At 73.8% G+C, this 13,511-nt stretch carries 8 protein-coding genes; 4 read left to right on the top strand and 4 right to left on the bottom strand.

Annotation, left to right across the window (positions count from 1 at the left end):
* Positions 1-216: 216 nt before the first annotated feature.
* Entirely contained in the window at positions 217-2,472 is a 2,256-nt protein-coding gene (locus WMF29_RS34665) for a DUF3160 domain-containing protein (RefSeq protein WP_437324383.1), read from the top strand.
* A gap of 242 nt (positions 2,473-2,714) precedes the next feature.
* On the opposite strand, the gene WMF29_RS34660 is transcribed toward WMF29_RS34665, so the two are convergent.
* The 4 genes from WMF29_RS34660 to WMF29_RS34645 all read right to left on the bottom strand — a co-directional run bounded on the left by WMF29_RS34660 (position 2,715) and on the right by WMF29_RS34645 (position 8,604).
* Entirely contained in the window at positions 2,715-4,979 is a 2,265-nt protein-coding gene (locus tag WMF29_RS34660; protein WP_437324382.1) for an ATP-binding protein, read from the bottom strand.
* Entirely contained in the window at positions 4,976-6,862 is a 1,887-nt protein-coding gene (locus tag WMF29_RS34655; protein WP_437324381.1) for an ATP-binding protein, read from the bottom strand. Before WMF29_RS34655 ends, WMF29_RS34660 begins: the two co-directional genes overlap by 4 nt.
* A 205-nt stretch (positions 6,863-7,067) precedes the next feature.
* Positions 7,068-8,132 carry a YihY/virulence factor BrkB family protein gene (locus tag WMF29_RS34650; protein WP_437324380.1) on the bottom strand — a complete coding sequence of 355 codons (1,065 nt, stop codon included), beginning with the start codon at positions 8,130-8,132 and terminating at the stop codon, positions 7,068-7,070.
* Between the two features lie 130 nt (positions 8,133-8,262).
* The gene (locus tag WMF29_RS34645; protein ID WP_272095461.1) at positions 8,263-8,604 is read right to left on the bottom strand and encodes a hypothetical protein; all 342 of its coding nucleotides are present in this window, start codon (positions 8,602-8,604) and stop codon (positions 8,263-8,265) included.
* 125 nt (positions 8,605-8,729) lie between these two features.
* Between WMF29_RS34645 and WMF29_RS34640 the strand changes: the two genes are divergently transcribed.
* From WMF29_RS34640 to WMF29_RS34630, 3 genes are all read left to right on the top strand, one after another.
* Positions 8,730-11,756: a TIGR03960 family B12-binding radical SAM protein gene (locus WMF29_RS34640; RefSeq protein WP_437324379.1), complete on the top strand. Its 3,027-nt coding sequence runs from the start codon at positions 8,730-8,732 to the stop codon at positions 11,754-11,756.
* 130 nt (positions 11,757-11,886) lie between these two features.
* The gene (locus WMF29_RS34635) at positions 11,887-12,576 is read left to right on the top strand and encodes a sensor histidine kinase (RefSeq protein WP_437324378.1); all 690 of its coding nucleotides are present in this window, start codon (positions 11,887-11,889) and stop codon (positions 12,574-12,576) included.
* Between the two features lie 59 nt (positions 12,577-12,635).
* Positions 12,636-13,511 carry a Uma2 family endonuclease gene (locus tag WMF29_RS34630; protein ID WP_437324377.1) on the top strand — a complete coding sequence of 292 codons (876 nt, stop codon included), beginning with the start codon at positions 12,636-12,638 and terminating at the stop codon, positions 13,509-13,511.

Genomic DNA, 13,511 nt, shown 5'->3' with positions numbered 1-13,511 from the left:
ATCGCGAGCGGCCCGATCCGATCCCGGCGCGGCGACATCGCGCCGGTCCTCCTCGGCGGCGTGCCCTCCCGATGGCGTCGTATCCTGATGCATCGGAGCAGATCTTTCCTGTTCGGACGAGGACGGGAGCGCGCCTCGCGCCCGCGGCACTGTCCTTGCCCGTAGCGGGGTCGCCGCGCCCCGCGCACTGGAGGCGCGCTCTGGAAGGGAAACACGATGCGCAAAATGCTTCTTCACTTTCACGTCGTCCCGATCCTCCTTGCGCTCGCCGGCGGCTGCTCCGGCGAGAGCAACCAGCAGCCCGACACCGGCGGTACGCAGAGCGGCGGTACGCAATCGGAGCAGCCCCCGGCGCCGCTCGGGCCCGAGCAGCAAGCAGAGCTCAACGCGCTGCTCGATGAGCAGGAGTCCTCGGCGAACATGACCGCGGAGGACTTCGCCTCGAGGTACGCCGTCCCCTTCGCCTCGGACCTGCCTTACGCGCCGGCGGACGCCGAGGGCCTCTCGCTCGTCCAGGGCTCCACGCTCGCCCTCGACCAGGACGAGCTCGCGAAGCTCTCCGCGAACGGCTTCGTCATCTCGGAGAAGAAAGCCTTCCCGACCTTCACTTACGGCTACGCGAGCATCTACGCGCTCGATCTGCCGCTCTACGTGTCCGCCGACTCCATCCTGTACGCGGTCCACCGCTCGTACGACGCGATCCTGAAGGACGTGGAGCTCGCCGCGCTCGCGCCCGAGCTCGGGGCGATGCTCGAGGAGATGCGCGCGCGGCTCGCCGCGGGCGCCGCCGGCGAGCTCGGCGCCGAGGCGCGCGCCGACGTGGACCTCTTCACCGCTGTCGCGCTCTCGCTCCTGAACGACGCGCCCGTCGCGCCCGTCGCGGGCGCGGACGCCGCGAAGATCGACGAGCTCGTCGCGGGCGCCAAGGCCCACCAGGGCATGGCCGAGGTGCTCCTCTTCGGCACAGGCCGGATCATGGACTTCTCGCAGTTCGAGCCACGCGGCCACTACACCGACGCGCCGGAGCTCCAGCGCTACTTCCGCAGCATGATGTGGCTCGGCCGCGTCGACTTCCGCTTCCTGGAGACCCAGCAGGACGGCACGCAGATCCTCCAGCGGCGGCAGCTCGAGGGCGCCTACGCGCTGCGCGCCCTCGCCGACGAGAACACCCTCGCCCGGTACACGCGCATCGACGACACGGTCCAGACGTTCGTCGGCGAGAGCGACACCATGACGCTGCCCGAGCTCGACGTCCTGCTCAAGGACCTCGGCCTCGCCGACGCCGCCGGCCTCGCCGGGCTCTCGGACGAGCAGATCATCGACGTCGTGGTGAAGAAGGGCCACGGGACGCAGCGGATCTCGAGCCACATCATGATCAACGGCCTCGACAAGGGCACGATGCCCCTCTCGTCGAGCTTCGCGCTGCTCGGCCAGCGGTACGTCGTCGACTCCCACGTCTTCTCGAACGTGGTCTACGATCGGGTGAAGGGCGGCACCGTCAAGCGCATGATGCCGAGCCCGCTCGACGTGGGCTTCGCCGCGCTCGGCAACGATCAGGCGGGACAGCTGCTCGCGCCCGAGCTCGGGCAGTTCCCCTACGCGCCGGACCTGCACATGATGCGCGTGCTCGTCGACGCGCACCCCGGCGACTTCTGGAGCAAGAACCTCTACAACCGCTGGCTCGGCGCGCTGCGGGAGCTGTCGCCGGCGAAGGCGCTCGCCGACGCCGCGGGGCTGCCCGCGGTGGCGAAGACCGAGGCGTGGGGCCGGCGCCTCCTGAACACCCAGCTGGCCTCGTGGGCCGAGCTCCGGCACGACACGCTGCTCTACGCCAAGCAGTCGTACACGAGCGGCGCCACGTGCGAGTTCCCGGACGCCTACGTCGACCCGTACCCGGCGTTCTATGCGCGCATCGCCGAGCTGGCGGAGCAAGGCGGGCGCGTCGTCGACGCGCTCGATCTGTCGAACGCGCCGGCGCTGCTGGACCAGCGGGTCCCGGCGTACTTCGCGCGGCTGCAGAGCGTCGCGCGGACGCTCGGCGAAATGGCCGAGAACGAGCGCGCCGGGGTGCCCCTCACGGCGGAGCACCTCGATTTCATCAACCAGGCCGTCCGGATACAGCACGGCTGCGGCTCGGACGAGGGGGCGGAGGGCTGGTACGCCGGGCTCTTCTACGACGTCTTCCAGACGGTGGCCGAGGACCCGACGATCGCCGACGTGCACACGCAGCCGACCGACGAGGGCGGCGCGCCGGTCGGGCGCGTGCTGCACGTGGGCACCGGCCGGCCGCGGCTCATGGTCGTCACCGCCGATCCGTGCGGCGCGCCGCGCGCCTTCGTGGGGCTCGCCTCCTCGTACTTCGAGAAGATCACCGGGGACTTCCAGCGCATGACCGACGAGGAGTGGGCCGGCGAGCTCCAGGAGACGACGCCGGACGACGTCGCCTGGATGCAGGACCTCGTCTCCCGCTGAGCCGGTTCAGGGAAGCGCGCCGGAACGGTTCCACGTTGCTGGAGCTGTGTCGGGTTGTGCCGGCGCGTCACGGTGATCATGGTTTGCGTACCTGAGCTCGGGCCGACCGAGACGCAGGTCCGCTGCCACATGGCGTTCAATGCTTCATGAGGGCGCTCGGGTCCTCCGAGCGCCCGTTCGCGCGACGCCCCGTGGCGATCTCACCGCAGGTCGAACAGCCTATCTCTGACCAGCGTGATGCGTTATGCGGCCGCGGCCGCCGCGAGGAACGCCTGCGAGAGCTCCGAAGGCGCCGGCAGCGCCGCGCTCGCGAGCCCCCGCCGCGCCACCGCGAGCCAGCGCATCGGGTCGGCGACCGCGCCGCTCGCGATCGCCGCGAGCAGGCGGCGGCGCATCCAGTCCTTGCGGCGGTAGAAGCTCGTGCCGTGCTCGGCCGTCGGGCGCGGGACGTAGCTCGCCAGCGAGACGTGCGTCTTCTCGTGGAGCAGGAGATCCGCCAGCGCCGTGAAGGCGACCGCGTCGTCGCGCAGGAGCACCGCGGTGAGCAGCGCCCGCACCCGCGCCGACGCGAGGTTCACGCTGATCCCGCTCCCGTCGGTGTGCGCCATCTCGTCGGGGCCGTAGAGGTCCTGGTGCACCCAGATCGGCGACGCCGGCAGGTCCGTGGACTCGGAGATCGCCGCGTCGAGCCGCTCGATGATCGTCATCGCCGCGGCCACGGCGCGGACGCCGGGCACGTCGATCGCGGTCTTGAGGAGCGCCTCGCGCGAGGTGCGGGGCATCGGGCACGGGGCGGCGCTCGGCGCCCGCGGCGGCGCCCCGGCGGCGGCCTGGAGGGGCTGCGACGCCGCGCCCTCGCTCGCGAGGCGCCGCCAGAACGCCTGCGCGAGCGGCTCGTCGAGCGCGAGGTACACGAGCTCCCCGGGCCGCACGCCGGGCGCCTCCCGCCCCACGGCGGCCTCTGGCCCCGGACCGGAGGCGCCGAGCGGCCAGCGGGCGGTGCTGCGGACCTGGCTCGACGACAGCGACGGCGCGGCCTCGAGCGGGCGGAGCGCGCCGGTCCGGTGCGCCTGGAGCAGCTCGCGCAGCGTCAGCGGCGCGCTCCGGTAGTGGACCTGGCCGGGCGGGGACAGCGCCGCCCCCGAGGGCCGCTGGCCGGCGTCGACCACGATCGACCGGAAGAGGGGCGCGTCGAGCAGACCGCTCGCGAAGCGGATGACGTGCTCGGGCGCCGCCACCGTGGGGGTGCGCGCGACCGGATCGAGCTCGTCCACCGCCTGCGCGGACGCGATCGTGATGCTCTCGCCGAGCAGCGCCGCGTGGAGGAGCCGGTCGAGGACCGAGGAGAGGCGGTGATCGACAGCGCGAAGGAGCTCGCGGTCGTACAGGGCGTCGCGCAGGACGAACCGCTCGAAGGCAGCGATGAGCGCCTCCTCGACCGCCGTGGACGCGGTGGCCGCGACCGCGGAGCGGCCCTTGTTGAGCGGCACGCCGAGCGGCAGCTCCGCGACCAGGCCGAAGCCCGCCGCCGTGATCGCCCGCGCGAGCTCGCGGTGAAGCCCGAGCTCGGGGCCGGGGAAGGGATCGATCCGCGTCGCCACCGTGAGCCCCTTCTGGGTGATCGTGAGCTGCGGCTCGATGCCGTCGCCCCGGCCGACGAGCAGCTCGACCGCGCCGCAGAGCTCGCCCGACGGCGGGAGCCGGAGCGGCACCTCCGCGGCGCGGCGGAGGCGCCCGCGCGCCGTGTTGACGAGCGCGCCGTCCACGTAGATCCGCGCGACGGCCGCGTCGACCAGCCCCACCGCCGCGGTGACCTCCGCGGCGAGCGCCGGCCGCGAGATCGGCTGCGCGAGCGACAGCCTCACCGAGGTGCCCGTCGTCGGGCGGCGCGGCGGCTCGGAGGCGCGCGGCGACGCGGGGACGCCCGCGCGGCCGCCGTCCGCGTACGGCGCGGGCGAGGGGCGGGGCAACGACAGGAGCGTCCACGAGAAGTCCTCGTAGGGCGGCCCCCCGCCGAGCGGCGCGACGAGCAGCCGGTGCCCGCCCGAGGGCGTCGCCGTGACCACCTCGATCCACGGCGCGATCTCGAGCACGGAGAAGAAGCCTATCCCGTGCTCGCCGATCGCGTCGGGCTCGCCCGCCTTGCCGCTCCGGAAGGGCACGAGCAGGTCGGCGAGGAGCTCGGTCCGGCCCATGCCGCGGCCCTGATCGGTGACCGAGATCTCGCGCCCGTCCTCGGACGAGCGGACGTCGATGCGGGCGCCCGGCGGCGACGCGTCGAGCGCGTTCTGGAGCAGCTCGCGGAGCGGGCCGATGCGCGACGACGCCTGCGCGTAGATGGTGCGCGAGAGGATGCGCTGCGCGAGGTCGGGCACCGTGGCCTCGCCGCGGCAGGCGGCGACGAGCGCGAGGCGCTCCGCGCTGCTCGCCTGCAGGTAGGCCTCGGCGCGCCCGTGGATCCGCACGAGCAAGAGCTCCGAGAAAAGCCCGTACGAGATCTGGGTCATGGCTCGCCTCCAGACGTCCTTTCGCCGGGCCGGGGCGCCGCGAAGGCCGTCCCGTCCACGGGTTCGCCGACGATGAGATCGCGCTCGAGATCGGCCTCGCGCACCCCGGAGGCCCGGTCGAAGGCGGCCCGCAGCGCGTACCCGTCGCTCCAGCCCGAGGGGCGCCGCACCGCCGCGCTGTCGTCGCGGATGAGCAGGAGCCGGCGCGTGCCGAGGCACGGCAGCGGCCCGGCCGGACGCCGCCCCGGCGCGTCGGGGAGCGGCGGCGCGCCCGGCGCCCGGCGCGCCGCCGCGCCCGCGCCGCGATCCGGCTGGAGCCGGCTCCGGCAGAGGGCGACCATCGTCGTGTGCGGGCTCGTCGCCCGCGCGACGAGCAGCGGCAGCCCCCCGAGGTCGCCGCGGCGCCGCGCCAGGGCCGAGAGCGTCTCCGGCGCGTCGATCTCGAGCTCGTCCTCGAGCAGCTCGCGCTCGCCGGGCAGGTGAGGCTGCCACTCGCGCTCCGCCCAGAAGCTCTCCGGCACGAACAGCCGCTCGGCCACGCTCGGCCCGAGGAACCCGAGCAGCGCCTCGCGCCGCTCGGGGGTCACCATGCAGCGCCCGGGGCCGAGCAGGGCCCGCGCGAGATCGAGGGCGACCTCGTCCCAGCCCGCGGATTGCAGCATGAGCGCGCTGATCTGGGCGGCCATCTCGGCGAGCCTGTCGCGCGTGCGACGGCCCTCGCCGCTGGCCGCGGCGAGCTCGATGAGGCGCCGGTAGAACGCGGTCGCGACCGCGGTGAACTCGGGCCCGACCTTGAGCGCGTCCCGCCCCTCGGTGAGCTCCACGGCGGCCGGGAAATCGATGAGCGCGAGCTCGGCGAGGGCGAGGCAGGCGTCGACCTTGACCCCGGCGTGGAAGGTGGCCGCCGAGATGCTCGGGAGCAGCCCTCGCCCGCCGACGTGGAACCGCGCGAGGAGCGCGTCGTCGCGCTCCGCCTCGAGGTGGGGCCGCGACTCCAGCGCGGCCGCGCCGGGGGGCTGCGGCGCGACAGCGACCCGCTCCTGGATGAGCTGCCCGCCGGAGATCAGCCGGCCGTCGTTCACGGCCGCGCCGTCGAGCAGCACGAGGGCGCGGCTCGCGGGGAAGAAGTGGAGCGCGTCGCGCAGGTAAGCGCGGACCGTGGCGGTCTCGAGCAGCGCCGAGGTGACGCGCACGCGCGTCCCGAGCAGCGGCGCGATCCGGCGCACCGAGCACATCAGGGCGGCGGTGAGCTCGGGCGACGCGCGGCCGCGGGCTTGCCCGGGCTCCTCCGAGGCGGCCGCAGGCGCGCTGCTCGCGTCGCCCGCGCTGGGCCAGGCGACGACGCGGATCGCCCAGCCCTCGACGCCGTCGCCGGTGGTGAGGTGCAGGCTGAAGCTCTCCGGATCCGAGAGCCCCAGCCCGAGCACGGAAAAGAACCCGACCCCGAACCGGCCGAGATCGATCCCTGGCCGCTTGTCCGTCGCGAACGGGATGAGCAGCCGTGAGAGGATTGCCCGGAGCCCCATGCCGGCGCCGGCGTCGCTGACCTCGACGCGCCCGTCGGTGACGGCGACGTCGACGACGGGCTGCGGCGCGCGGGCCGCGTCGGCCGCGTTGAGCACGAGCTCGATGAGCGGCCGGAGCGGATGCCCGAACTGCCGGCAGATCTCCTCGTCGAGGATCTTGAGCAGGTAGGCGCGGTCGATGGGCGGCTCCGCGAGGTCGCGCTGCCCCGCGCACAGCGCCTCGAGCGCTGGGCGGTGCAGGCCGACGGCGACGAGCTCGTGCAGCGCCCCCAGAAAGTACAGCCCGGCGTCGCCCGGCAAAGGCGCGGCGCGTCGGTTGCCGCCCCCGTCACCCCCCGCTCCGTAGTGCGCGTGCACGCTCGACTGCTCCCCCTCACGCCCGCCCTCGACATGCCCCTGCGCGAGTTGCGCGCACCCACCGTGCGAATGCGCGCCGAGTGAGCGCCGAGTGGCGGACGAGCGAAGGCGCTTTCACCGCCCGTGCCGAGCCGAACCGTCGCGCGTCGACCGTCCGTCCTTCAGCGCGCGGCCGCCGGGGGCGTCGGCCTTCCGCCGCTTCGGCCTACCCCGCGGCTTGGTGCTCGCGCGGCGAGCTCGGCGCGCCGCGCGCTTCGTCCTCGTCCGCGCCGCCCGCGCCCTGGGCGTCGCCGAGCCGCGCCGCGGCCCCGCGGGGGAGCGCCGCGCCCTGGGGGAGGGTGGTGCTCAGGGGCAGCGGCGTGGCGCTCTGGGGCGGCGGCGTGACGCCCTGGGGCAGGTCGGAGAGCTCGGGCAGGTCGGAGAGCGCGAGCGCGCTCCACTTGCCGGGGGGCGGGATCGACGTCACGCCGGCGCGCTCCCGCTCCAGGCGCGCGTTCAGCTCGCCCCCGATGAGCAGCGCCAGCGCCAGGAGCCACAGCCAGAACAGGAAGATCGCGACGGTCGCGAGGCTCCCGTAGAACGTGGCGTAGCGGCCGAGCGTGGCCACGTAGAGCGAGAAGAGGGTCGACACGGCGGACCAGAGCACCACCGTGAGCACCGCGCCCGGGAAGATCCGGCGTCGCTCGATGTTCGGGCGCTGGATCGAGATCCTGAAGAAGGCGGCGACCATGCAGATGACGAGGCCCCCGGGGAGGGCGAAGGCGACGATGCGGGCGCCGATCGATCCGGAGAGCGTGCCGATCAGCACGCCGACGCCTGCGACCACGGGCACCACGGCCAGGCTGGCCATCACGCACGCCGCCGCGATCGCCCTGCGCACGTACCAGGGGCGCTCGCGCGTGTTGTAGATCGTGTCGAACACGCCCATGGCGGTCGAGAGCCCGGAGGACGTGATCCAGAGGAAGCCGGTGATGCTGATCGGCGCGACCGCCGACGACTGCGAGAGCCGGATGAGCTCCTCCGAGACGAGCTTCGCGACGTCCGGGGGCGCCGCCTGCAGGATGGGCCGCACCACCACATCCGACCACTGGTGGATCCGGCTGAGCACATAGCCGGCGAAGGCGGCGAGCGGGATCAGGCTGAGGAACGCGTCGAAGGCCATCGCGCTCGCGGCCCGCGGCCCGTTGTGGCGATCCAGGCTGATGATGACGCTCCACACCGCCTTCGCCGCGCGGTGGCGCGCGATGTGTTGCCGGATCGGAGCAGGCACGGGCGCAGCGTCGCTCTCCCTCGTGCGGGGCGCAATACCATCCGCCCCGCCGCCGCGCGCGGCCGATCTCGGGACGGAGGCGATGTCCGTGCAGCGGCGCTCCGGCGCTCCAACGCTACGGCGCGCGCGCCTAGGCGTCGGTGTTCCTGTCGGCGGCAAGGAGGCTCTGTACGGCGTAGGGCACCGACTCGACGCCCGCGAGCTCGGCGAGGGCGTACGCGATGTGCTCGCGGCTCGCGTGCGGCGGGATGCCGACGATCGCCCACGAGCCGCCCTCGCCGCGATGCAAGTTGCTCCCGCGCTCGACGCGCATCGCGGCGAGCGCGGGGTAGACGGCCACCGTCATCCGCTTCGGCCGGAGGCGGTCCAGCGTGCGCATGGCAAAGGCGATCCGGTCGAACTCGCTGGGGTCCCGGTACTCGACGTGCCGCGCCCGGTCGAGCTCCACATGATGGGCATCACGCTCGCGCACGTCGTGAGCATAGCCCAAGGAGACCGCCGCGCCGCTCCGGCCTGCGGCCCCGGACGGCGGATCGAGCCGGCTCGAGCGGGCCGCGGGTGCCGGCGCCGGCCGGCCATGCTACGCGCCGAGGCGCCATGGACAGCCTCCCCCTGCTCGCCGATCACCCGTACGCCTCCTTCCTCGATCAGGTCGAGAAGCCCGCGCGCTACGCGGGCGGCGAGGTCGGCTCGGTCGTGAAGGACTGGGCGTCGGTCGAGGCGCGCGTCTGCCTGGCATTCCCGGATGTCTACGACATCGGGATGAGCCACCTCGGCTTCAAGATCCTCTACAAGCTCCTGAACGACGACCCGCGCACGCTGGCCGAGCGCTGTTATACGCCCTGGGTCGACATGGAGGCCCAGCTCGTGAAGCGCGGGCTGCCGCTCGTGTCCCTCGAGTCCGCGCGCCCGCTCAGGGACTTCGACGTCGTGGGCTTCTCCCTCCAGTTCGAGCTCACGTACTCCAACATCCTCACGATGCTGCACCTCGGCGGCATCCCGCTGCGCGCGGCGGACCGCGGCGAGGACGACCCGATCGTGATCGCGGGCGGCCCGACGGCGACCCACCCCGAGCCGATCGCCCCCTTCCTCGACGCCATCGTCATCGGCGACGGCGAGGAGAAGGCGACCGAGGTCGCCCTCACGTGGGCGCGGCTCAAGCGCGAGGGCGTGCCGCGGCGCGAGCGGCTCGTCGCGATCGCGCGCCTCGGCGCCGTCTACGTGCCCTCGCTCTACGCGACCCGGCTCGATCCCGACACCGGCTTCGAGGTCGTGGACCGCCCGCTCGCCTCCGGGATCCCTCTCCCGATCGAGCGCGCCCTCGTCGATCTGAACCAGTACCCGTTCCCCGACGAGAGCCCCACCGGCGGGCCCGAGGCCATCTTCGACCGCATGTCGATCGAGATCGCCCGCGGCTGCACCGAGGGGTGCCGCTTCTGCCAGGCCGGCATGATCTACCGACCCGTCCGCGAGCGCGATCCCGAGCAGATCGTCGACACCGTGATGCGCGCGGTGCAGAGGTCCGGCCAGGACGAGGTCTCGCTCACGGCGCTGTCGACCGCCGACGTCTCGTGCATCTCGCCGCTCATCAAGAAGGTCACCGAGCGCCTCACCGCGGAGCGCATCTCGCTCGGCGTCTCGTCGCTGCGCGCCTACGGGCTCGAGCCCGACCTGCTCGACGAGCTCAAGCGCGTGCGCGCGACGGGCCTCACCTTCGCGCCGGAGGCGGGGACCCAGCGGATGCGCGACGTCGTGAACAAGAACGTCACGGAGGAGCAGCTCCTCGAGACGGCCGAGCGCGTGTTCAGCCGGGGCTGGGGCAAGATGAAGCTCTACTTCATGATCGGCCTGCCGACCGAGACCGACGAGGACGTGCGCGGCATCGTCGAGACGGGCGCCCGCGCGGCCGGCGCCGGGCGGAGGGCGGCGGGCAAGGGCAAGCCAGTCGACGTGACCGTCAGCGTCTCGACCCACGTGCCGAAGCCTCACACGCCCTTCCAGTGGGCGGCGATGGACACGCTCGGCGAGGTCGGGCGCAAGCAGCAGCTGCTCAAGGACACGGTGCGGCCGTATCGCGCCGTCACGCTGAAGACCCACGAGGCCCACGCCAGCGTCCTCGAGGGCATCTTCGCCCGCGGCGACCGCCCCCTCGCCGACGTCCTCGAGCGGGCCTGGCGGCGCGGCGCCCGCTTCGATTCGTGGGAGGACCAGCTCGATCTCGCCGTGTGGGAGGAGGCGTTCACGCACGTCGGCGTCGACCGCGCGAAGTACCTCGGAACCCTCCCCGTGACGGCGCGGCTGCCCTGGGATCACATCGACGTCGGCCTCGAGGAGGGCTTCCTCGCGAAGGAGTACAGGAAGGCGCTCCAGAGCCGCCTGAGCCCGCCGTGCGGCAAGGTCGCCGGCGCGTTCGTCCACCACACGAACCTCGACGACGCCAAGGCCGACACGCGGCGGCTCGTCTGTTACGACTGCGGCGTCGCCTGCGATATGACGCAGATGCGCGAGGAGCGGCTCACGTTCCTCGATCGGCTCGGCGCCCACCGGCGCTCGCTGCCGGTGCTCACCGACGCAGGCGCCGCGCCGCCCGCGGCCGCCGGGGGGCCCTCTGGCGAGCCGGCGAACGGAGGCGGCGTGGAGCGGGCGAGCGATGGAGGCGCGGAGCGGGCGAGCGCGCCCGCTGCGGAGCCGGCGAGCGGCGACGACAGGGAGCCCTCGCGCGCCGCGGGGGAGGCGCCCCAGCGCGCGCGGCGGATCGCGCCGGCGCCGAAGGGGCGCGGCGGCTTCCGCTACCGCTTCCGCTTCGAGAAGGCCGGGCCGATGGCGCTGCTCGGCCACCTCGACGTCGTGCGCGAGCTGCCCCGCGTGCTCCGGCGCGTCGGCGCGCCGATGACCTACACCGCGGGCTTCCACCCGAAGCCCGACATGACCTTCTCGCCGGCGCTCTCGCTCGGCGTGATCAGCCTCGACGAGTACGTCGACCTCCGCCTCGAGCGCGATCTCGATCCCGCCGCGCTCGACGCGCTCGTCGCCGCGATGTCGGCCGCGAGCCCGCGCGGGCTCGTGTTCCGCGGCGCCGTCAAGCTCGGCCCGGAGGACCCGTCCCTGAGCAAGCTGATCGCCGGCGCGCGCTACGCGCTCGCCTTCGCGCGCTCCGCGATCGGCGCCGACGCGGAGGCGCTCCTCGCGGCCCGCTGCAGCGCCGCCCTCTCGGCCGCGTCGCTCCCGATCCGCCGGGAGATCGAGCGGCTCGCCAAGATGGTCGACGTGCGCCAGTACCTCGTGCGGGCCGAGGTCGGCGGGCCCGAGGTCCACTCGGCGCTCGCGCGCGCCGGGCTCGTGGGCGACCTCGTCGCCCTCGAGGTCGAGGTCGACATCCGCGGCTCGGGTGCGGTGAAGTCGTCCGAGGTCGCGGCGGTGATCGCGGGAGAGCCGGGAGAGGCGCCGGGCGCCATCACGCCGCCGCCGCACCGCGCCGTGCGGCTTCAGCTGTTCGGCCGCACCTCGCCGGCGGGCTCCGCAGCGGGCGAGCGCTTCTCGCTCTTCGATCTCGATCGGGCGCGCCGCGTCAAGTCGGCTCCGGAGCAAACACCCGCCCTCCCGGTCGCCGCGGACGCCGAGTGAGCCAGCCCGGGACGGTCGCGTCGTAAAGATCCTCCCGGCGGCGGCGGCGGCGGCGAACGGAACGCGACGCGCGAAGCGCGGAGCGCGCGCGGGCGATCGCTCGTGGATCGGCTACGCTGGGCTTTGCTTTATGGCGAAGGAGGGTCACGAGACGGCGTGCTGCGCCGCGCGCCTGGCCGCGGCGGGGGCGGTCGGCGCGAGCGTCGCGCACGAGCTGCGCAACGCCCTCGCGGTCGCGGAGTCGTCGCTCTACCTGGCGCAGCGCGATCTCGACGATCGGCCTTGCCTGCTGCGCCACCTCGATCGGGTGACGTGCGAGATCCGCAAGGCGCACGAGGTCATCGGCAGCGTCCTCGGGCTGGCGCGCGGCGAGCCGCTGCGGCGCGAGCCGGCGCACCTCGGCCGGCTCATCGAGAGCGCGCGGCACGCGCTGGTGTTGCGCACGGCGGTCCGGTTCGAGGTCGCCGTCGCGCCGGCCGACCTCACGCTCCTGTGCGACCCGATCCTTCTCGAGCGCGTCTTCTCGAACCTCTACCTCAACGCGATCGAGGCGTTCGACGAGGGGGCCGGCGGCGTGATCGTCACGCGGGCGTGGAGGGGCGATGAGCGCACGCACCTCGAGGTCGAGGACAACGGCCCCGGCGTTCATCCGTGCGTGGCCGACCACCTCTTCGATCCGCTCGTGACCGCCAAGGTGAAGGGGACCGGCCTCGGCCTCGCGCTGAGCCGGGTCATCGTCGAGGCGCACGGCGGCGAGATCACCGCGACGGCGGGCCGGTGCGGGGGCGCGGCGTTCCGCATGTGGTTGCCGAACGCGTGACGGCCGCGGAGCGTGGCGAGCTCCCCCGGGACGCCACTCCGGCGTGCTAACGTCCCCTCATGCAGGTCAAGCGCCGGACAGCGGAGCGAGGCCCTTTTCGCGCGGAGCACCTCCGCGCGGGTGATCCGTACGAGCTGTCGAACGGCCACCCCGTCTACTGCCCCCCCACGGGGGGGCGCGCCTCGGGGCCGAACCACCTGGGCAGCTCGGTCGTGGGGTGGGACCCGGCGGTCAAGGAGGTGGGCGTGGACACGGGGTACTCCCCAGATCCGGGCACCCTCCGGGCGCCGGACGTCGCGGTAGGGAACGTGCCCGACAGGCCGGGCTGGGTGAAGGGCGTGCCGGAGCTCGCGATCGAGTACGCCGACGTGGGGCAGGACGAGGAGGCGCTGAAGGAGAAGATCGCCGACCTGCTCGCGGCCGGTACGAAGCTCCTGTGGGTTGTGCGCCTCATCGGTCCACGGCGGGTCGAGGTGCACGAGCCGCACCGGAAGGTGCGCGTCGCGCTCCCCGGGGAGCAGCTGAGCGCGCCGGGCATCCTGAAGAACGCGGTCCGCGTCGAGGCGCTCTACGATCGAAGCGAGGCGGAGAAGAGCACGCTGACCAACCTCCTCCAGCGGCGCGGATATGCGGATCTCGACGCCGTGCTCGATGCAGGGCGCGAGGAAGGCCGTGAAGAGGGGCGCGAGCAGGGGCGCGAGGAAGGCCGTGAAGAGGGGCGCGAGGAAGGCCGCGAAGCGGGGCGTGAGGAGGGGATCCTCGAGGGCAAGCGCGACGCGCTGAGGCGTGTCCTCGATCGGCGAGGATTGCGGCTCACGAAGGCGGCCGCAGCGAAGATCTCGGCGTGCAGGAGCGAGCGCGAGCTCGACCGCTGGCTCGACCGCGCCCTCGTCGCGTCGGCCACGGCGGAGGTGTTCCGCCGCGCGGGCCGTTGA

Origin of the sequence: Sorangium sp. So ce381 (genome assembly GCF_051473845.1) — a bacterium.
Classification (GTDB): domain Bacteria; phylum Myxococcota_A; class Polyangia; order Polyangiales; family Polyangiaceae; genus Sorangium; species Sorangium atrum.
This window is presented reverse-complemented; position numbering and strand designations above follow the sequence as displayed.

Coding starts and splice junctions, on each gene's coding strand:
- WMF29_RS34665 (WP_437324383.1), top strand. CDS start 217: ATGCGCAAAATGCTTCTTCACTTTCACGTCGTCCCGATCCTCCTTGCG.
- WMF29_RS34660 (WP_437324382.1), bottom strand. CDS start 4,979: ATGACCCAGATCTCGTACGGGCTTTTCTCGGAGCTCTTGCTCGTGCGG.
- WMF29_RS34640 (WP_437324379.1), top strand. CDS start 8,730: ATGGACAGCCTCCCCCTGCTCGCCGATCACCCGTACGCCTCCTTCCTC.
- WMF29_RS34635 (WP_437324378.1), top strand. CDS start 11,887: ATGGCGAAGGAGGGTCACGAGACGGCGTGCTGCGCCGCGCGCCTGGCC.
- WMF29_RS34630 (WP_437324377.1), top strand. CDS start 12,636: ATGCAGGTCAAGCGCCGGACAGCGGAGCGAGGCCCTTTTCGCGCGGAG.